The 19,068-nt window shown below is 36.2% G+C and carries 18 protein-coding genes and 5 pseudogenes; 18 read left to right on the forward strand and 5 right to left on the reverse strand.

The genetic code is table 11. The features are described from left to right. Positions 1 to 122 precede the first annotated feature (122 nt). From CO692_RS00765 to CO692_RS17815, 8 genes and pseudogenes are all read left to right on the forward strand, one after another. Positions 123 to 233: pseudogene (locus CO692_RS00765) on the forward strand (recombinase family protein); the annotation flags it as partial. Continuing rightward, positions 233 to 2,364: pseudogene (gene topB / locus CO692_RS00775) on the forward strand (DNA topoisomerase III). The pseudogenes CO692_RS00765 and topB, both read left to right, overlap by 1 nt. Before the next feature lie 102 nt (positions 2,365 to 2,466). After that, a complete protein-coding gene (locus CO692_RS00780) occupies positions 2,467 to 3,363 on the forward strand; it encodes a ParA family protein (protein ID WP_096741266.1) in 897 nt (298 codons plus the stop codon). Positions 3,364 to 3,454: 91 nt separating this feature from the next. Then, positions 3,455 to 3,670: a peptide-binding protein gene (locus CO692_RS00785; RefSeq protein ID WP_096741267.1), complete on the forward strand. Its 216-nt coding sequence runs from the start codon at positions 3,455 to 3,457 to the stop codon at positions 3,668 to 3,670. A 16-nt stretch (positions 3,671 to 3,686) separates the two neighbouring features. Beyond that, positions 3,687 to 3,971, forward strand: coding sequence for an antitoxin (locus tag CO692_RS00790; RefSeq protein WP_096741268.1), 285 nt, complete (start codon positions 3,687 to 3,689; stop codon positions 3,969 to 3,971). Between the two features lies 1 nt (position 3,972). Then, a complete protein-coding gene (locus CO692_RS00795) occupies positions 3,973 to 4,158 on the forward strand; it encodes a hypothetical protein (protein ID WP_007209310.1) in 186 nt (61 codons plus the stop codon). Position 4,159: 1 nt separating this feature from the next. Next, positions 4,160 to 4,627: pseudogene (locus CO692_RS17810) on the forward strand (zeta toxin family protein); the annotation flags it as partial. 129 nt (positions 4,628 to 4,756) lie between these two features. Beyond that, positions 4,757 to 5,620 carry a zeta toxin family protein gene (locus tag CO692_RS17815; RefSeq protein ID WP_226818093.1) on the forward strand — a complete coding sequence of 288 codons (864 nt, stop codon included), beginning with the start codon at positions 4,757 to 4,759 and terminating at the stop codon, positions 5,618 to 5,620. Positions 5,621 to 5,882: 262 nt separating this feature from the next. Here the strand turns inward: CO692_RS17815 and CO692_RS00805 are convergent. Beyond that, a protein-coding gene (locus tag CO692_RS00805; RefSeq protein ID WP_086956687.1) for an IS3 family transposase occupies positions 5,883 to 7,045 on the reverse strand; the annotation gives its coding sequence in 2 pieces (ribosomal slippage) (positions 5,883 to 6,769 and positions 6,769 to 7,045; 1,164 coding nt in all). A 201-nt stretch (positions 7,046 to 7,246) separates the two neighbouring features. Between CO692_RS00805 and CO692_RS00810 the strand changes: the two genes are divergently transcribed. Then, a complete protein-coding gene (locus tag CO692_RS00810; RefSeq protein WP_185933433.1) occupies positions 7,247 to 8,584 on the forward strand; it encodes a PucR family transcriptional regulator in 1,338 nt (445 codons plus the stop codon). Between the two features lie 72 nt (positions 8,585 to 8,656). After that, positions 8,657 to 10,594: an FAD-dependent oxidoreductase gene (locus tag CO692_RS00815; protein WP_096741271.1), complete on the forward strand. Its 1,938-nt coding sequence runs from the start codon at positions 8,657 to 8,659 to the stop codon at positions 10,592 to 10,594. Positions 10,595 to 10,910: 316 nt separating this feature from the next. On the opposite strand, the pseudogene CO692_RS00820 reads toward CO692_RS00815, so the two are convergent. Next, positions 10,911 to 12,204 (reverse strand): annotated as a pseudogene (locus CO692_RS00820) (ISL3-like element ISEfa11 family transposase). Positions 12,205 to 12,452: 248 nt separating this feature from the next. On the opposite strand from CO692_RS00820, the gene CO692_RS00825 reads away from it, so the two are divergent. Continuing rightward, the gene (locus CO692_RS00825) at positions 12,453 to 12,887 is read left to right on the forward strand and encodes a hypothetical protein (protein ID WP_096741272.1); all 435 of its coding nucleotides are present in this window, start codon (positions 12,453 to 12,455) and stop codon (positions 12,885 to 12,887) included. 399 nt (positions 12,888 to 13,286) lie between these two features. Then, entirely contained in the window at positions 13,287 to 13,586 is a 300-nt protein-coding gene (locus CO692_RS00830) for a nucleotidyltransferase family protein (RefSeq protein ID WP_226818087.1), read from the forward strand. Between the two features lie 574 nt (positions 13,587 to 14,160). Here the strand turns inward: CO692_RS00830 and CO692_RS17555 are convergent. Next, positions 14,161 to 14,247 (reverse strand): type I toxin-antitoxin system Fst family toxin, encoded by an 87-nt coding sequence (locus CO692_RS17555; protein ID WP_115224856.1) that lies wholly within the window; start codon positions 14,245 to 14,247, stop codon positions 14,161 to 14,163. Positions 14,248 to 14,368: 121 nt separating this feature from the next. Here CO692_RS17555 and CO692_RS00835 point away from each other — a divergent pair, with 121 nt between their 5' ends. The 4 genes and pseudogenes from CO692_RS00835 to CO692_RS18070 all read left to right on the forward strand — a co-directional run. Further along, a complete protein-coding gene (locus CO692_RS00835) occupies positions 14,369 to 14,602 on the forward strand; it encodes a hypothetical protein (RefSeq protein WP_002337534.1) in 234 nt (77 codons plus the stop codon). A 133-nt stretch (positions 14,603 to 14,735) separates the two neighbouring features. Further along, positions 14,736 to 15,113 carry a hypothetical protein gene (locus CO692_RS00840; protein WP_096741273.1) on the forward strand — a complete coding sequence of 126 codons (378 nt, stop codon included), beginning with the start codon at positions 14,736 to 14,738 and terminating at the stop codon, positions 15,111 to 15,113. A gap of 192 nt (positions 15,114 to 15,305) precedes the next feature. After that, the gene (locus tag CO692_RS00845; protein ID WP_096741274.1) at positions 15,306 to 15,644 is read left to right on the forward strand and encodes a hypothetical protein; all 339 of its coding nucleotides are present in this window, start codon (positions 15,306 to 15,308) and stop codon (positions 15,642 to 15,644) included. A gap of 27 nt (positions 15,645 to 15,671) precedes the next feature. Continuing rightward, positions 15,672 to 15,776, forward strand: a pseudogene (locus tag CO692_RS18070) (zeta toxin); the annotation flags it as partial. Positions 15,777 to 15,864: 88 nt separating this feature from the next. On the opposite strand, the gene CO692_RS00855 reads toward CO692_RS18070, so the two are convergent. Both CO692_RS00855 and CO692_RS00860 read right to left on the reverse strand, forming a co-directional pair. Continuing rightward, the gene (locus CO692_RS00855) at positions 15,865 to 16,845 is read right to left on the reverse strand and encodes an HAD family hydrolase (RefSeq protein ID WP_096741275.1); all 981 of its coding nucleotides are present in this window, start codon (positions 16,843 to 16,845) and stop codon (positions 15,865 to 15,867) included. Between the two features lie 4 nt (positions 16,846 to 16,849). Next, a complete protein-coding gene (locus CO692_RS00860; protein WP_096741276.1) occupies positions 16,850 to 17,617 on the reverse strand; it encodes a DeoR/GlpR family DNA-binding transcription regulator in 768 nt (255 codons plus the stop codon). Positions 17,618 to 18,105: 488 nt separating this feature from the next. Between CO692_RS00860 and lacA the strand changes: the two genes are divergently transcribed. Continuing rightward, a complete protein-coding gene (lacA, locus tag CO692_RS00865; RefSeq protein ID WP_002290555.1) occupies positions 18,106 to 18,531 on the forward strand; it encodes a galactose-6-phosphate isomerase subunit LacA in 426 nt (141 codons plus the stop codon). Positions 18,532 to 18,547: 16 nt separating this feature from the next. Next, a complete protein-coding gene (gene lacB / locus CO692_RS00870) occupies positions 18,548 to 19,063 on the forward strand; it encodes a galactose-6-phosphate isomerase subunit LacB (RefSeq protein ID WP_002345825.1) in 516 nt (171 codons plus the stop codon). Positions 19,064 to 19,068 lie beyond the last annotated feature (5 nt).

The following is a 19,068-nucleotide window of genomic DNA, read 5'->3' on the forward strand; positions in this document are numbered from 1 at the left end:
TAAAATCGATTTTGGGGGCTTTATTTAAATATAAAATTTTATAGCTTATAATTAAATGGAATTGGAGGAGTTCTATTATCAAAAAGGAAGAATTTCTTAAAGCAGGATCGCTATTCTTAATTAAAGAAGTTGAAGAAAAAACTGGAATCAATCGCCGAACGTTTAGAAGGTATCGAGCAAGATATAACGTGACAGTAGATCAAAGAAAAAACAATGAAAAGAGGGATAGTTAATGAGTACGGTTATTTTAGCTGAAAAACCAAGCCAGGCATTAGCCTACGCAAGTGCTTTAAAACAAAGCACCAAAAAAGACGGTTATTTTGAGATCAAAGACCCACTATTTACAGATGAAACGTTTATCACCTTTGGTTTTGGGCATTTGGTGGAATTAGCAGAACCAGGTCATTATGACGAAAAGTGGCAAAATTGGAAACTTGAATCTTTGCCGATTTTTCCTGATCGATACGATTTTGAAGTTGCAACAGATAAAAAAAAGCAGTTTAAAATTGTTGCTGAACTTCTCAAAAAGGCAAATACAATTATAGCGACAGAGAAGGTGAAAATATCGCCTGGTCGATTATCCATAAAGCAAATGCCTTTTCAAAAGATAAAACATTTAAAAGACTATGGATCAATAGCTTAGAAAAAGATGTGATCCGAAGCGGTTTTCAAAATTTGCAACCAGGAATGAATTACTATCCCTTTTATCAAGAAGCGCAAACACGCCAAATTGCCGATTGGTTGATCGGCATGAACGCAAGCCCTTTGTATACGTTAAATTTACAACAGAAGGGCGTACAAGGTACATTTTCACTAGGACGTGTTCAAACGCCCACCTTATACCTCATTTATCAACGCCAGGAAGCAATAGAAAACTTTAAAAAAGAATCTTTTTTCGAGGTGGAAGCTAGTATAAAAGTAAACCAAGGGTCATTTAAGGGCGTTCTAAGCCCCACACAGCGTTTTAAGAGCCAAGAGGAACTTTTATCCTTTGTTTCTTCTAAACAAGCTAAAATAGGCAATCAAGAGGGCAGAATCGCTGACGTGCAAACTAAAGAGAAAAAAACGAATAGTCCTAGTCTGTTTTCTTTAAGTAGTTTGCAATCAAAAGTCAATCAGCTTTATAAAGCGACAGCGAGCCAAACTTTAAAAGCTATGCAAGGGCTGTATGAAGCAAAATTATTGAGTTATCCAAGAACAGATACACCATTTATTACAGAGAACGAATTTGCTTATTTAAAAGCGAATTTTGGCAAATATAGCGGTTTTTTAGGACTTGATCTTGAAATGGTTCAAACAGAGCCTAGAAAGCGTTATGTGGACGGTAGTAAGGTACAGGAACACCACGCCATTATCCCAACAAAACAAGTACCTACCGAATCTGCATTAGCGAAAATGGACGATTTACAACGAAAAATTTATGCTTTAGTCGTTAAAACGACCGTTGCCATGTTTTTACCTGATTACTTGTATGAAGAAACCAAGATACAAACGAAAGTAGCTGATTTGCTGTTTCAATCGATCGGAAAGACACCAAAACAAGAAGGGTGGAAAATTCTTTTCAAACAACAAAATAAAGAAGAAAAAGAGGACGTTCAAACGTTACCCTTGGTTATCATTGGAGAACATGCCGAGGTTGACGTTAAGAGTGCCGAAAAAGAAACACAACCACCGAAAGCTTTTACAGAGGGTACATTATTAACTGCTATGAAAACGGCGAATAAAACGGTTGATGATGAAGAAGCAATCAAGATTTTACAAGAAGTTGAGGGGATTGGAACAGAAGCGACAAGAGCAAGCATTATTGAAGCCTTGAAACAAAAAGAATATATCCAAGTGATTAAGAATAAGCTTGTTGTGACTGAAAAAGGAAAATTATTGTGCCAGGCAGTTGAAAGTCAGCACCTTTTAACGAGTGCTGAAATGACGGCTAAATGGGAAACGTATTTAAAAAAAATCGGTAAAAGAGAAGGCAATCAAGAGAACTTTATTACGAATATCAAAAAATTCATTGTTCATTTACTGGAAGCTGTACCTAACGATATAGAAAAACTAAATTTTTCTGATTACCAGGAACAGAAAGAAAAAGAAGCAGAAAAAAGTATTGTAGGCAAATGTCCTAAGTGTGGCAACAATATTGTATTGAAAAAATCGTTTTATGGTTGTTCAAATTATCCTGAATGTAAGTTTACTTTAGCTGAACATTTTAGAAAGAAAAAACTAACCAAAACAAATGTAAAAGAATTACTAGAGGGAAAAGAAACTCTGGTAAAAGGAATCAAAAACAAAGAGAAAAAGCCCTACAATGCCGTTGTAAAAATTGGGGAAAAGGGATATATTGATTTTATATCTTTCTCAAAATAAATATAAAAGCCCTTTAAATAGGGCTTTTATATATTAATCACAAATCACTTATCACAAATCACAAGTGATTAATCACAAATCACTTGTGATTTGTGATTCTTAATGATACAATATTACTATACAAAAAAAGAATGGGGCGTAGTTATGGAGAAGGAAGAACTCAAAATACTTGAAGAATTAAGACGTATTTTAAGCAATAAAAATGAAGCAATTGTTATCTTGAATAATTACTTTAAAGGTGGTGTTGGAAAGTCAAAATTATCGACTATGTTTGCTTACTTGACAGACAAATTGAATTTAAAAGTTTTAATGATCGATAAGGACTTACAAGCAACATTGACAAAAGACTTAGCAAAAACTTTTGAGGTAGAATTGCCACGTGTCAATTTTTATGAAGGCTTGAAAAATGGAAACTTGGCTTCTTCTATTATTCATTTGACTGATAATTTAGACTTGATCCCTGGCACGTTTGATTTGATGTTATTACCAAAATTAACTCGCTCATGGACGTTTGAAAACGAAAGTAGATTGCTTGCTACTCTGTTGGAACCTTTAAAAAGTGACTATGATCTCATTATTATTGATACTGTACCAACGCCAAGCGTTTATACAAATAATGCAATCGTGGCAAGTGATTACGTCATGATCCCTTTACAAGCAGAAGAAGAAAGTACAAACAACATTCAAAACTATATTTCCTATTTGATTGATTTACAAGAACAGTTTAACCCTGGACTAGATATGATTGGTTTTGTTCCTTATTTAGTTGATACGGACAGCGCAACGATAAAATCAAACCTGGAAGAACTGTACAAAGAACATGAAGAAGATAATTTGGTTTTCCAAAATATTATCAAGCGAAGTAATAAAGTAAGTACCTGGTCTAAGAACGGCATTACAGAACATAAAGGCTATGACAAAAAAGTTTTATCTATGTATGAGAATGTATTTTTTGAAATGGTTGAGCGAATCATTCAGTTAGAAAATGAAAAAGAATAGAATCACAAATCACAAGTGATTAATCACAAATCACTTGTGATTTGTGATTGTTGATGATAAAATAAGAATAAGAAGAAATAGAAAGAAGTGAGTGATTGTGGGAAATTTAGGCGTACAAAAAGCAAAACGAAATGATACACCAATCAGTGCAAAAAAAGATATAATGGGAGATAAGACGGTTCGTGTTCGTGCTGACTTGCACCATATCATAAAAATCGAAACAGCAAAGAATGGCGGAAACGTAAAAGAAGTTATGGATCAAGCCTTAGAAGAATATATACGGAAATATTTACCTGACAAACTTTAAAAGGAGTGAACATGAAATGGCAGTTACGTATAAAAAAACATTTGAAATTGAAATCATTAATGAGTTATCGGCAAGTGTTTATAATCGGGTATTAAATTATGTTTTGAATCATGAACTAGATACTAAAAATACTCGTTTACTAGAAGTGAATCTTTTAAATCAATTAGAAGTGGCACAAGAAGTTGATTTATTTGAACAACCATTTGAAAAATTACAAGCTATTCATGAGTATTGGCGGTCAATGAATCAATATTCAAAACAAATTGTTGAAATGTCACCTTCTTTAAAAGGAGTGATCTAATATGACAACTCAAGAGGAATTAAAAGAAATCTATCACACTGTGTCAAAAATGGACATTATGGAACTAAAAAAAGCGTATGAGTTGGCTGAAACACAAGAAGAATTTGAGTTTTATAAGGAATTATTTACTTATCAATTGCAACAAAAGCAAAAACTAATTATCAAGCAGAAAGATTTTGTGATTTAATATGAAGGATAGACCACAATATATTATTGTTTCGGGCGTCAATGGAGCAGGGAAATCAACACTTTATCAAACAGTACCGCAACTCTTTCAAGATACACAACGAATTAATGCTGATGAAATTCTAAATAAAAATGGTGGTGACTGGCGAAAAAACTCAGATAATATGAAGGCTATGCGTGAAGTTGTAAAACAAATGAATCAAGCAATTGAATCTAAAAGGTCTTTTCACCAAGAAACCACATTATCTGGACAAGGACAGAAAAAATGGATTGAAAAAGCCAAGGCACAGGGTTATGAGGTAAATTTATTTTATGTTGGGATAGACAATGCTGATTTGGCAATACAACGTGTCAAACAAAGAGTTGAAAAGGGCGGTCATGGCATACCTGATGAACTCATAAAAAAGCGGTATAGTCAGTCATTAAAGAATCTAGAATATATAGCCCCTCTTTGTGATAATGTTATGCTATACGATAATACGAAAATTTTTGTTCCAATTTATGAACGTCAAGGGGAAAAGATAGTTTTAAATAATACAACAAATATTCAATGGCTTCCAGTTAGTTTTATTAATAAGTATAGGGTGGGATTGAGAGATATGGCGAATATTACTGACTTCACCGAAAAGCAATTTGAAGATCGTTTAGAAAAGAATGTTGAACGACTAACTAAAAATAGACTAGCGGTTGAATCGCCAACCGCTTTTTTACTTGGTGGGCAACCAGGATCAGGGAAAACCAGTTTGCGATCGGCAATTTCCGAAGAAACACAAGGAAATGTTGTTATCATTGATAATGATACGTTCAAACAACAGCACCCAAATTTTGACGAATTAGTGAAACTCTATGAAAAAGACGTAGTAAAACATGCAACACCCTATTCTAATCGTATGACAGAAGCACTTATTAGCCGTTTAAGCGATCAAGGCTATAATTTAGTGATTGAAGGAACAGGACGAACAACAGACGTTCCTATTAAAACAGCCACAATGCTTCAATCTAAAGGTTATGAAACAAAAATATACGTCATGGCAGTACCGAAAATTGAATCATACTTAGGAACGATTGAACGATATGAAACCATGTATGCAGATGATCCAATGACAGCCAGGGCAACACCAAAACAAGCGCATGATATTGTTGTCAAAAACTTACCGACCAATTTAGAAACCCTTCATAAAACGGGCTTATTTAGCGATATAAGGCTTTACAATAGAGAAGGAGTGAAACTCTATTCAAGCTTAGAAACGCCTTCCATTAGTCCGAAAGAGACCTTAGAAAGAGAATTAAATCGTAAAGTATCAGGGAAAGAAATTCAACCGACTTTGGAGAGAATAGAGCAAAAAATGGTTCAAAATCAACACCAAGAAACCCCTGAATTTAAAGCAATTCAACAAAAAATGGAATGCCTGCAGCCACCTACACCACCAATACCCAAGACACCTAAACTTCCAGGACTTTAAACCTTAAAAAAGGGGTTCTATAATATTTGGTGTTGTTACTCAATGTGAGTAACAACACCAAATATTATAGAACCGTAATTCCTTACTATGGTACTTGCTTTTTTTATGAAACTTACGATACTAACGAGTTGACTTGGAATGGCAACAGTTTTTTTGACAAATTTTATAAGGTGCAGAACTTCTTTCCGTATGCTATTCCGATTGTCCTTGACAATGAGCCTCCTCGGATGTGACGATCTTCGGCAGGAGCTAACAGTTAAAGTTAGACTGCCTCGCTAGCGTTAGCACATCCGAGCTCATTATCAAGGATTCGCTGCGCCAATCTCTGGTTACGGTAACCAACCGGTGTCTCGTAGCCAAGTGTACCGTGCAACCGAAGGTGGTTCCACCAATTGACATAGTCAAATAACTCCAAATCCAATTGTTGTAAGGTTTCAAATGTGTATTGATAGACAAATTCTACTTTCAACGACTTATAAGTTGATTCAGCTACGGCATTATCAAAAGGACAGCCTTTATGACTTAATGATCGATTGATATCAAAAGTTGTTAATAATTCATCAATAGCTTGGTTATCAAACTCTTTTCCACGATCAGTATGAAAAATCTCAACCTCTGTCAGAGGTTGTTTGATACGGCTAAATGCTTTTTTTACTAGAACGGCATCTTTATGTTCTCCACAAGAATAGCCGAGAATTTCTCGATTGAACAGATCCAAAATGAAACAGACATAATTCCATTTTTTCCCGACTCGTACATAAGTCAAGTCTGTTACGATCGCTTCTAATGGGTTGTCTCTTAAGAATTTACGATTCAATACGTTTGTCGTTTTGGCTTCATTGCAAGTAGAATGATGTACTTTAAAATAAGCAACAGTATAGCTCGATTTTAATCCTCTATTTTTCATGATTCTACTAATTTTTCGTCGGCTGATCTGAATGCCTCGTTTTGATAAGGCTTTTTTTATTTTTCTTGAGCCGTAGGCCTTTCGGCTGCGGATAAATTCTTCAGCGACTACTTCTTCAAGTTCTGATTCATCTTTCTTTGGTTTTGATTGATAATAATAGGACTGACGTGATAGACCTAATATTCTGCACATCGCTGATATAGGGTAAAGATGCTTATTCGCATCGATTACTTGTCTCTTCGTCCGAATATCAGCGCTGCTTGCTTTAAAATATCATTTTCCATTTCTAATTGCTGGTTTCTTTTACGTAGTTCTAACAATTCTTTTTGTTCAGGCGTAAGATTATCTTTTTCTTTGAATGAACCACTCGTTTTAGATTGCTTTACCCATTTGTCAAATGCTGAAGCCGTTAGTTCATATTCTCGAATGATTTCTACACGTGGCTTTCCAGCTAAGTAAAGATTGACGATTTGTTGCTTGAATTCTTGTGAAAAAGTTCTTCGTGTTCTCTTAGACATAAAAATTCCTCCTGGTATGTTTTCTTCTAGTCTACACACCTTAATTTTTCTGTCTAGTTAATTGTAGCCTATCCAACTTGGTTTTACGAGATGTATCTGGACATTCACCTTTACTGCTAAACTAACTCCTTTCTGTGTTCACAAGCGACGTGTGATTGTGATATAATGAACGATAGAAAACTCAAAAGAGAGGCGTTCTTGATGGAAGATCTTATTCAAATGAAAGCTGGCATGCTAGACGTGTATCTGGGTAGTCCGACGATAAATGAATTTTTGGAAAAAAGTGCGAATGTATTGGGGAATCCCTTGGTATTACTGGATAATTCCTATAAAATCGTGTCTCATTCGAATGCTGAAAACATTACTGATCCTTATTGGCAATCCTATGTGAACAGAGGGTTTTGTTCAGTTGAATATGTTTTTAAAGCAAAGCAGTTAGCTCATATGACGGTTAGTGATGAATCGCCTTATTTTTTTCCATGTCAGATTTGTCACGACACGAAATTAGTGAAAGTTGTTAAGAATAGAGGAGTAGAACTAGGCTTTTTACTTATGCTTGACTCTCAACGCGAATTGACATCAGATGATAAAATACTGATTGATATTTTAGGAAAGATGGTCTCAGAGCTACTATCCAAGAATGAGCGAAATCGGTTATCCACTCATAATACAGAAATGATTGTGATTGACTTATTAGACCAATCCATTCATTCATCAAAGGAACTAGCTGAACGGATAGAAAATAAGCAACTATTACAAATTAGTAATTGGCGACTACTAATCATTGATTTTTGGCAACAGTCGCATTCAACAAGCCGTTCACGTATGACGTTGAGAGAGATTCAGGCTAGATTTCAGGAGTTACTTCAAATGAAAACAGCGGCTGTCTATCAAGAGAAATTAGTGATTCTTTTTGATAGTATAAGCTTTCAGACCAACAAAGAAAGCCTATCTGCCTTTGCAACAAAGCACGGACTCAAAATTAGTGTCAGTGCGGATTTTTCGGATTTATTACAGACAAACCAAGCGTATATAGAGGCATTGGAATGCGATCGACTGGCACGATTTTCACTACCGGTTAAGCCCCTTACAGAGTACTATGAGGTCAATCTTTATGCACTGTTGCCAAGTATGCCAATTGAACAAGTGAAGCAAAAATATTTCCATCCAGTACTTCAAAAGTTAATCCACTATGATTTGGCACATCATACAGACTTATTTGAGACGTTGTATACGTATTTATTGCAACATGAAAATGTCAATCATACAGCTATTTGTCTGTCCATCCATAGAAATACTGTCCGTTATAAGTTGAAACGAGCGAGCGAAATAGGTGAATTTTCCTATTCTAATTCCGTCATCCTTGTGCAATTATTGATTTCCTACCAAATATTTTCTTATTATGTCGTCTGTTATCAGGACGAATATAAAAATTTTGCTAAAAATCAACTTTTACAATTGGCTTTTCACGCATTTGAACGCATCTCTAGTACGAAGTGTGCATCATGTACAATTCAGGACTGTGATTTTAGACTTTAGCACATAGTCAGATTCCCTTGTATTGTGATAAATTGAACTTGTGGAAGTTCTATTTATTTAGGAGGAAATCGTATGTATGAAAAACTATTTGCTACTGGAATGATCGGATCAGTAGAAATCAAAAATCGAATTGTTATGCCGCCTATGGGTACAAGTCTTTCAAGTTTTACCGGTGAGGCGACGGATGAAGTCATTCGTTATTATGAGGAACGTGCCAAAGGGGGATGCGGGTTAATCATTACTGAAATCGCTCGTATTGATGATGTGACTGGTATTGGTGAACCTGGACAGTTGAGTGTGACATCAGGTAAATACATTCGTAAACTGGTTCAATTAACTGAGGCTGTGCACAAATATGATAGTAAAATCTTTTTGCAATTGCATCATCCTGGTCGCCAGGTGTCAAGAAGTTTATTAAATGGTGTTCAACCTGTCGCACCCAGCGCGATTCCTTGTGGGGTAGTAAAAGAAATGCCTCGTGCATTAACAACTGAAGAATGCGATGACCTCGTTGAGAAGTTTATTAGAGGAGCAGTGGTTGCTAAAACGGCGGGGTTCGATGGTGTAGAGCTTCACGGAGCACACGGCTATCTAATTAATGAATTTTTGAGTCCTTATACAAATAAGAGAACGGATAAATATGGCGGTGATTTCTTTAAACGACTAACGTTTTTAACGAGTATTGTCAAAGGGATTCAAGCTGCATGTGGTCCTAAGTTTCCTGTATCAGTCCGCATAAGTGCCGATGAGTTCATCGAAGGTGGCCTAAAGCTTGAAGATACCATTCAAATCGCAAAAATACTAGAAGCGCAAGGCGTTGCTGCCATTGATGTAAGCGCAGGGACTTACGAAACTGGGTATGCAGTCATCGAACCACAATTTTTACCAGAAGGCTGGAAAAAACATTTAGCAAAAGCTATTCGTGAAGAAGTATCGATTCCTGTTATTGCAGTAAATAATTTAAAATATCCGAAAACAGCTGAACTGTTCTTAGAAGAAGGAATTTGCGACTTTGCATCATTTGGTAGAGCCTTTTTAGCTGATCCATACTGGCCTAATAAGGCGAAAGCACGTCAAGAGGAACTCATCCATAAATGTATTGGTTGTTTGCAATGTTTTAAAACGGTCTTTAATGGTAAGCCAATCGAATGTACGGTCAATCCGATTGTTGGAAGAGAACTACGGTACAACGACCAAACTCTGATAAAAGATGGGGATGGACGTGAGGTAGTTGTTGTCGGTGCAGGGCCTGGTGGAGTGCACGCAGCTATTGTATTGGCTAAGCGGGGGTATCGGGTGACGTTAGTCGAAAAAACTGACTCACTAGGTGGGACATTAAAAACAGCTGAACAACCACCAGCAAAACAAATGATTGGTGAGTTAATTAAGACTCTAGCCGCAGAAATAAGAGATGCTGGAGTGACAGTTATATTGAATCAGGAAGTCACAATCGAATGGTTACAAGAGATGAATCCATTTGGTGTTGTCGTTGCGTGTGGAGGTAGCCCAATTGTTCCTCGAATCGAAGGTGTCGAACAAGAACATGTCGTTACTGCTGAAGATGTTCTATTAAAAAAAGTGACAATAGAAAATCAAAAGGTCGTCATCATCGGTGGTGGTGTGACAGGGCTAGAAACAGCCGAAGTCATGGCAATGAATAATCACGTCACCGTGGTTGAAATGTCAAATAGTGTAGGTAACGCGTTGTATACAAGTAATAGAATGATGCTTTTAAATCACTTGAAAGAAGCAAATGTTTCTATTCAAACCAATCGGATGTTAGATAAAATCAATGGCGACCATGTATTGCTCAAGGAGCCTGATATGGGATTTGAACATGAGTTGCCATGTGACTCAGTCGTCCTCGCTCTCGGTGTGACTCCTCGTAGATCATTTGTAAAATCAATTCAAGAATCTTTTGCTCATGTAATGGTGGTCGGAGACGCTAACAAACCAGGGCAAATAGTCGATTCGATGAAAGAAGCTAATGATAAAGCGTATGTTTTTTAAAAAATAGTAGTTACTAGTGGTATATCATGCATCATAAGAAAAGAGTAGTTACCAAAAAACGGTAACTACTCTTTTCTTATAAAAAAATTTCCTCATTTTTTAAAAGCAGATCGAGAAATAAAGCACACAACAGCATTCTTTCTTTTTTCAGTTGCTACATTTTGCATTCTGTAACGTGTCATTTACTGTTTGTTACCTTAACATATCCAGTCGAAAACACAAGGGTATATAAACGGCTCTTTGTCAATAAGGACTGATGAGTTGTGCAAAATCAAATCTGGGTCAGAATGAACCACATTCTGGCTCAGATTTTTTGTTATCTTACATTGATTAATTGATTGATCAAAAAGATTCTAATTCTCATGTTCTCGAATGATTTAAATCCGTAGGATACTCGTTTCATTGTCTTTATGTGGGTATTCTTCGCTTCTATTTTTCCATTGGAATAAGGATAGATCATTGCGTTGGTGATGCCTTCTTCATGGGTAAGAAGGTTTTGAAGCTTTTCCCGAAAGCTGTCATCTAACGTTTCGGGAAGTTCTGCCAATAAGGAGAAAAATAAGTCAGGGTCTTTGTCTCGAAAGGCTTCAACTAATTCATGAAAAAAGGGATACGCCTCCTTTAGGGCGGAGAAAACTCAAGCAATCGATCAATCATCATTGCTTCAGTAAGAAATGGGTATTTTGGTGCTCGGAAACTTTTCCATGTTTTGTATTCATAATGGTTGATGTTTGCACGATTTTTAGCAAAAAGCGCCAGTTCTTTTTCAGTTTTTCTGCCTGGCTTTTCTGTCCGGCTTTACGAAGTCCATTCATTTCACGGATACGCAACTCATTGAACGCTTGATTCATGTGTTTGACAATATGAAACCGATCAATCACTACTTTCGCATTTGGCAGAACACGTTTGGTGAGCTGGAAGTAGGCGGCGTTCATGTCTGTCACCAAGAATTCTACTTCTTCCGGATTGGTACAACCTAAGAAATAACTTGTTAATCGGGGTAATTTACGCGTAGGCAAAACATCTATTAATTTTCCTGTTTCGCCATCTGCACAAATAAAGCTCATTTTATCTTCTATGGAAGCATGCGAACGAAATTCATCAACCATCAATACTCTTGGGAGAATCTTCTTAGATTGCTTTGGTAAATAGCTTTTAAACTCTTTCAATGTACGAATAACGGTGGTCAAAGATACCTGACAGCTTTTCGCAATAAAAGATAAAGATACTTTTTCAGTCAGTAAAGAAGCAATTTTATATCTAACATGATTTGCGATTGAATGTCTGGGTTGGACAAAATAACTTTGAGCAGTCCAATGGGTGCGACAGTTTTTACAGGTATAGCGCTGCTTTTTTAGGCGCATAACCAAAGGCATATGATTGTATTGTTCAAAACGGACAATCGTTTCCTTCTTCCCATTTTTCACTATAATTGCTTTCCCGTTTCCATCTACCACAGTAGAACCACAACTTCTACAAGCACGAGGAGTAGGCGAGAGAACAGCATCGACGACCAACGTCTTTTTCTTCTGAAGGGTCTCGTAAGAGACCTCTGTAATCATCAAATCTTTCTCTATTATTCTCAGCATTTTTTTGATAGAATCATTCATATAGCATATCGTCCTCTCAGTTGTTTATTTTGTGGTGATTTAATCATACTAGAGAACGATATGTTTTTTAATACCTAAAATGAAAATGGGGCTGAAGAATCAATTCTGATTCATCAGTCCCATAAATTATAGAGCCAACATTATGTGCACCGTTGTTTCTGAATATTTTAATTGCTTATATTTATTATACTTAAGAAGTAGCAAAATATACGACTAAAAAATAAACAGACTGAAAGAAGTGAAAACAAATGACAAAGGAACGGCTGCAAATTTATATTGATCCTGAACACAGAGAAGCATTAGAAGAATTAAAAGAATTGTTAGCAGTGGAAGATTCAGCAACGGACAGTGCCTTAATTCGCTATATTATTTTGGAATTGTATCGATTAAAGACAAAAGAAAATATCCAAATGCGGGCACTTTTAAACCGTTTGGATGAACTTTTAATTTATTCAAATAGTTTTGCGGAAACGATGGACGTCGATATTTTTGATCTCGAAAACTCTGGAAAATACAAAGAAGTAAAGGCACAACAAAGAGGAAAATGGGCGAATAGTCGGCGAAAAAAAGCAAAAAATAAATCACAAAAAAGACCCGTTAATAATCGAAAAGAGAAAGCAAAAGAAGAAAAACTAAATTCAGAATCGCTCACTTACAATGATCTGATTGCGAAGTATTTGTAAAAATTTGTCTTTCAAAAAGGACGATCGGTGGTGGTACCTAGAGACTACTTTTCGCAAAAATGACTACTTGAGTAGTCTCTGAACAACTCCCTGACAACTGCTAAAAACTATGCTGTGGTATCACATTCATTTTCTTCAAAACGCAATAGGCACAGCCTATTTTGCCACTTTCAACATGAGAGTGGTGCGTTTACCTTATGCTCTTTCCCTTTTTTGATCTAAAAGAAACAATCGATTTACCTGTTCCTTCCCTTTTTTATCAATATTTTTTCCTAAACGCTGAGTATTAATTGTCGCTTTTCATTTTTATTTTAATATTCAAATTGAAGACAAGGAGTTCGGTTATTTGATTTATACAATTAGTGACATTCAAAAATTATGTACACCAATATTTTTAGAATGGGAAATAAAAAAAGCTTTTTGTTTGGATCATACGCTCGAAACGAAGCAACAGAAACCAGTGATTTAGATATTTTAATCGACGGTGAAGGGTCTTTGCTCCACAATATATTTGATGTGATTCGGTTAAAAAGTAAATTAAGTAGCGCATTAAAAAAAGAGATCGACCTTATTACACTACGTGCAATCAACGCAGAAACAAACCAAAAAAGAAACCCACTTCTCAAAGAAAATATAGAAGCTGATTGTGTAATGATTTATGATTTTAAAACGAGCGACTCATTTAAAGTAAAGGATTGAAGCGCAAATACCATTGATCAATTTTTACAAAACTTTTGATTAGCTATAGAGAAAAAACTTTGCAAAATAGTTTACTTTCGTTATGATAAAAAAGAGAAATGGCGTACAGCGTTTGCTGTGCAGACGCTGTAGGATTTTTGCGCTAGCAAAAAATCCTTGTAGCCTTTCTGGTGTCACTTCAGCTTGCTGTGCGAGCTGAAGTGACCGTGAACCCCCATTTACTAATAGGGGGGTTAGGAAACGACTTCCTACATGTAACGAGGTCAGAAAAACTTTAGTGCTGCAAGGGATTGAGCAATTTTAAAGTTGGTTACATTTTTGACCGATAAAAGTTGAGAATGTAACCAACTTTTTTAGACAGAAAATCGCAAATAGTTTCAATGTGAAAAAACGATCGGTACTGATTGCTGCATTTTGATTTTTTCAAAATTTCTTGCTATAATAAATGTGCGAAGCGATATTAAAGAACAAGCATGTTTACACCAAAAAGCCCTCCTACTGCGAATAGGAGGGCTTTTTTTGCGCTGTTGCGACTCCAGCGTTGGGGCCAGAAGGCAACTGCTTCGACTATCGGCTAATCGTCTAGCCAGCGATCAACTAGTAAGAGTACTAGACCCACGAATAGTGGAGCGATAATCAGCGATATTAAAGTTTCTAGCATATTTACACCCCCTCACGGGGCAGTTGCCATTAACGAGTATAACATGAACAATTCAAGTGATCAGTTGTTTCTTTATTTTCTATTGCCTTTATAATAATCCATAAAAAGAGGAGTTGATCTTGTGCACGGTGAAGAGGATTCTCGGCTAACCTATGAACTTTCCCGCTACTTGACCAATACAGAATGGGATCGAATCGAGCGAACCAAAAAAATTTATGAAAGGATCAAGAGTGAGGAAGAACTGAACCGACTCAGTAAATCCACAAAAATCCCTTTCGACCATTTACTGCTGATCATGCAAGGTGAGATCATAGCGGACGACTATATACTAAAATTACTAGAAGAAAACATGTAGTTTTCTTACTGCATGTTCCTCTACTTTGATTGCTGCATTCAATCGGTTTCGCTTGGCAAAGCGAATTCCTGTATACTAAAAGAAAAACAAACGAGGTGGCACCCTTGTGACAACGGACAGATAACCAAAACAAATGTTGACAGTAAAAGAACTTGCTGAACTTTTTGGTATCAGCAGACAAGCTATGAGGAAACATGCTGACAACCTAGAGCCAACATACCTTGCCAAAAGCAGCCAAGGGTATAAGACAGTTCTGTGGTCGGGAGTGTTGCACCTTGCTGACAAGCTAGGACGTGCTGAGTTGCTTGAAGCGTTCGAACTTCCTGACGCAGCAAGCTCTGACAGTATAGAAACGAAGTTGTTTGCACAGTTGCAACAAAAGGACGCACAAATTGAGCAGCTGCAGTCGTTATTAGCCCAACAACAAAAACTTCTTGATCAGCAACAACAACTAACTTTGCAAGCGAACAAACAAATACTGCTTTTGACGTCGCAGGAACACTTCTCATAAGATTTAAACAAAGAATCCAACAAATGATACCAAAAATTTTAAAACGTCTCAAAGTGGTTATGAGACCCCCTCAGAACATAAGGGGAAATTTACTCCTGAAAATGAAGTCGTGCGACTGAAACAAGAAAGACAGAAGAAGTGGTGGCACTTTTTCCGTGAAACCTAAGATAGCGTTGAAAGGATGAATGGTGTATGTCGTTTTCAGCTTATGTTGACAGCTATCCGATTACTGCGTATATCGTGGGGCACCTTGGTTTGTCGGTGAGTGATTTTTGTCGGCGGTATGAATTTGATCCCACGATCGTCAGCGGCTGGCAGACAGCGAATCGTTCCGTTTTCTCCTTGCCTGCTGACTTTGTGGAATGCCTGGCTATTACGTCCGACAAAACAGCGGATCAAGTCCGCTGCATTTTACGCTTGTTAGAAAAGCAACATTTCGCTTATCTTGCGACGAGTCCAGCTTGGAACATAACACCGTTCCAACTCGTCCCTCCGGTTTCTTCACAAAAGACCCAAAGAGAAGAAGCTTGATTTACCGACGTTTTAGGCTTTCAACATAACGATACGTTCAAACAACAGCACCTAAATTTTGACGAATTAGTGAAACTCTATGAAAAAGACGTAGTAAAACATGCAACATCCTATTCTAATCAGCTGGTAAAGCTTAATTAGGTTATATAAGCTTGAAAATAAAGGGTTTGTCCAATATGGACAAGCCTTTTTCTTATGTTTTGCCACAGATTTGCCACACTTATTGTGTAAGAGTATCAAGGATAGGTATAATTTGATCCTTTGTTTTTTTAGTGATGTGCAAATAAATTTCTGTTACACGACTACCTCTAGAATGCCCTACACGGTCTTGAATTGCTTCTAGGGGTATTCCTTGCTCTGCTAAGAAACTAATATGCGTATGACGGAATATATGGTCCGTAATATGTTTATTAAAACTAAGTTTATTATCAATATCAATTCCTGCTCGTTTTGGATTACCTTTTCGATTTAATTTTCCATTTTCAGGTGAGTTGAGGAAATTGTTAAGGACACTATAATGAAGAGGTGTTCCATTATAGTCGGGTTTATGACGACTTTTGGAAGTAAAAATCCATCCATTATCTTTATAATCAGGATTGAATCTTATATGTTGGTGATTTAACTCAATTTCCTCTTTAAGAATTTCTATAGCCCTTTTAGATAATTGGACATTTCGGTAACTTTGTAAGTTTTTTATATTACCTTCATAGCTATTTTCTGCAGCTCCTCCGTGAGTGGACTGACTAATGATGATATTTTGCTTTTCAAAATATTGATAGGCACCAATATTTTGGAGTTTTCGACTCTGTAAGTCAACAGGGCCATTAGTTAGAATACCTATTGGGATGTGGTTTTTATGTAGAGCCAGCAGTAGTTGATGTATCTCAGGAATCATCGTAATCTGATCGAGTTCATATTCATAGTCAGCTTGGAAGTCTAGAGTTTCTGTCCTAGAAATACTATCGATGCCAAATTCTTCCATAGTCTTCTGACAGCGAAAAATTCTAAGCTGCTCAATACTGATGAGTTTTTTCGTGTATTTAGGAAAAGCAACATCAGACCAATATCTGAAACGTTTGCAAATGTTATCTATTTGTTGGATATCAATCGTTGGAAAACATTTCTCAACGCTACGTTTAAAGGGGAGTTGATGGTCATAAAGAGTGTCATCAAGGTCAAAAACAATATTTTTATAAGTCATAATTCTAGTCCGCTTTTAAAATAGTAGTGTACTGGCTAAATTCCTCTAAGTGTTGAGGGCTAATCTGGTTATCTGTAATGATGGTATCGAGTTGATCTAGATTATAGAAGTTAAAGAAATCGTATTGATCGAATTTAGTACTGTCTACTAATAAGAATTTTTCTACAGCATTGTTTAGGGCAAGTTGTTGAATCACACCTTCCTTGTCACTATATGTAGCAATAGAATTATGGGTAACAGCATTTGCACTAACAAAAGCTTTGGCAAATCTCATTGCTTTTAAATTTGTCGAAGCCATTGAACCTACAAAAGCTCCAGTTATTTCTCTATATTCACCGCCAAGAAGCAATAAATCAATGGTTTCGCTATCATTTAGAAACAAGAACACCGGGAGACTATTTGTAATGACACGAATTTTATAACCTTTACGACCTTTCAATTCTAATGCCAGTTGTTCAAGTGTAGTTCCGGGTCCAATAAAAATAGTATCGCCATCTTTGATTAAAGAGCAGGCTTTTTTAGCAATGTCAATTTTTTCTTTTGTATTTAGACTTTTCTTCTCGATATGTGTCTTTTCAAGTGGCTTTTTAGAGGAAAGCAATTGTGCACCACCATGAGTACGTGTTAAAAGTCCATCAGCTTCTAGAGCATCAAGGTCTCTACGGGCTGTCATATCGGAAATATCTAGTTCATCTATTATTTCTTTTATGGTTATGGTCCCATCAATCTTTAACATATCTAAAATTTTTTCTAATCGTCGTTTTTTGTTCATATGAAAACTCTTCTTTCATAAAGTAATTTTTTTCCAAAGATAATTCTCTTTTAATTGTATCATAAAAGACAATATTTTCAAGGTAAAACAAACAATTTCAAACAAAAACAAATGTTAGATGATGAAATAAGAACAGAGGATTGACGTATATTAGCTTAGGTCAGATTTTGTATAAGACGAAAATAAAGTAGGACCTCTTAATCAGTAAGTTATAGAAAGTAAAAGACTTTTGTAATACTTGAATAGATATTTCACGTCCATTTTGTGATGGATTAAATGAACAAAAATTAACAATAATTTAACGGTGTTATCTATTTTTTAAAAAAACAAATAAAAAAAACAAAAAATAAACAAAAAAACGTTGCTCTTTGTTTGAATGTTTGATATTATATAAACAAAGAAATGATGAAAACGTTTTTTCGAACATTTTGCAAAATGTTTTCTACTTCTACGTAGCATTTCTTTCTAAAATTTAGGAGGTGGTCAAAATGGCTATTGTTGTTGGTGCAGATCTCAAAGGTACGAGATTAAAAGATGTTGTGAAAAATTTTCTTGTAGAAGAAGGTTTTGAGGTAATTGATGTGACTAAGGACGGACAAGATTTTGTTGATGTTACCTTGGCAGTTGCCTCTGAAGTAAATAAAGATGAGCAAAACTTAGGTATTGTAATTGATGCTTATGGAGCTGGTCCATTCATGGTAGCAACTAAAATTAAAGGTATGGTTGCAGCAGAAGTTTCAGATGAACGCTCAGCTTATATGACACGTGGACATAACAATTCACGAATGATTACGGTTGGCGCTGAAATCGTCGGTGATGAGCTTGCTAAAAACATCGCTAAAGGTTTCGTCAATGGTAAATATGATGGCGGACGTCATCAAATCCGAGTAGATATGCTTAACAAGATGTGTTAAGAAAAGGAGTTAAGGAATGAGAATCGCAATTGGATGTGACCACATTGTCACAGATGAAAAAATGGCAGTATCAGAATTCTTGAAATCAAAAGGACATGAGGTCCTTGATTTCGGGACATATGACCACGCACGTACTCACTACCCTATCTATGGTAAAAAAGTCGGTGAAGCAGTAGTAAGTGGTCAAGCAGACTTGGGAGTATGTATCTGTGGTACAGGTGTCGGCATTAACAATGCAGTCAATAAAGTTCCAGGTGTTCGCTCAGCGTTGGTTCGTGATATGACATCAGCTATATATGCAAAAGAAGAGTTAAATGCGAATGTTATCGGTTTCGGTGGAATGATTACTGGTGGTCTTCTTATGAATGACATCATTGAAGCTTTCATTGAAGCTGAGTACAAACCAACAGAAGAAAATAAAAAATTGATTGCAAAAATCGAACACGTTGAAACACATAATGCACATCAAGCAGATGAAGATTTCTTTACAGAATTCCTTGAAAGATGGGACCGTGGTGACTACCACGATTAAGGTAT

The sequence above is a fragment of the Enterococcus sp. FDAARGOS_375 genome, assembly GCF_002393265.1.
In the GTDB taxonomy this organism is placed as follows: Bacteria; Bacillota; Bacilli; order Lactobacillales; family Enterococcaceae; genus Enterococcus_D; species Enterococcus_D innesii.

What these genes read in the sequence shown, in the direction of transcription:
- CO692_RS00780 (WP_096741266.1), top strand. Translation starts at nt 2,467, where the DNA reads ATGATACAATATTACTATACAAAAAAAGAATGGGGCGTAGTTATGGAG.
- CO692_RS00790 (WP_096741268.1), top strand. Translation starts at nt 3,687, where the DNA reads ATGGCAGTTACGTATAAAAAAACATTTGAAATTGAAATCATTAATGAG.
- CO692_RS00795 (WP_007209310.1), top strand. Translation starts at nt 3,973, where the DNA reads ATGACAACTCAAGAGGAATTAAAAGAAATCTATCACACTGTGTCAAAA.
- CO692_RS17815 (WP_226818093.1), top strand. Translation starts at nt 4,757, where the DNA reads ATGGCGAATATTACTGACTTCACCGAAAAGCAATTTGAAGATCGTTTA.
- CO692_RS00810 (WP_185933433.1), top strand. Translation starts at nt 7,247, where the DNA reads ATGGAAGATCTTATTCAAATGAAAGCTGGCATGCTAGACGTGTATCTG.
- CO692_RS00815 (WP_096741271.1), top strand. Translation starts at nt 8,657, where the DNA reads ATGTATGAAAAACTATTTGCTACTGGAATGATCGGATCAGTAGAAATC.
- CO692_RS00825 (WP_096741272.1), top strand. Translation starts at nt 12,453, where the DNA reads ATGACAAAGGAACGGCTGCAAATTTATATTGATCCTGAACACAGAGAA.
- CO692_RS00830 (WP_226818087.1), top strand. Translation starts at nt 13,287, where the DNA reads ATGGGAAATAAAAAAAGCTTTTTGTTTGGATCATACGCTCGAAACGAA.
- CO692_RS17555 (WP_115224856.1), bottom strand. Translation starts at nt 14,247, where the DNA reads ATGCTAGAAACTTTAATATCGCTGATTATCGCTCCACTATTCGTGGGT.
- CO692_RS00840 (WP_096741273.1), top strand. Translation starts at nt 14,736, where the DNA reads ATGTTGACAGTAAAAGAACTTGCTGAACTTTTTGGTATCAGCAGACAA.
- CO692_RS00845 (WP_096741274.1), top strand. Translation starts at nt 15,306, where the DNA reads ATGTCGTTTTCAGCTTATGTTGACAGCTATCCGATTACTGCGTATATC.
- CO692_RS00855 (WP_096741275.1), bottom strand. Translation starts at nt 16,845, where the DNA reads ATGACTTATAAAAATATTGTTTTTGACCTTGATGACACTCTTTATGAC.
- CO692_RS00860 (WP_096741276.1), bottom strand. Translation starts at nt 17,617, where the DNA reads ATGAACAAAAAACGACGATTAGAAAAAATTTTAGATATGTTAAAGATT.
- lacA (WP_002290555.1), top strand. Translation starts at nt 18,106, where the DNA reads ATGGCTATTGTTGTTGGTGCAGATCTCAAAGGTACGAGATTAAAAGAT.
- lacB (WP_002345825.1), top strand. Translation starts at nt 18,548, where the DNA reads ATGAGAATCGCAATTGGATGTGACCACATTGTCACAGATGAAAAAATG.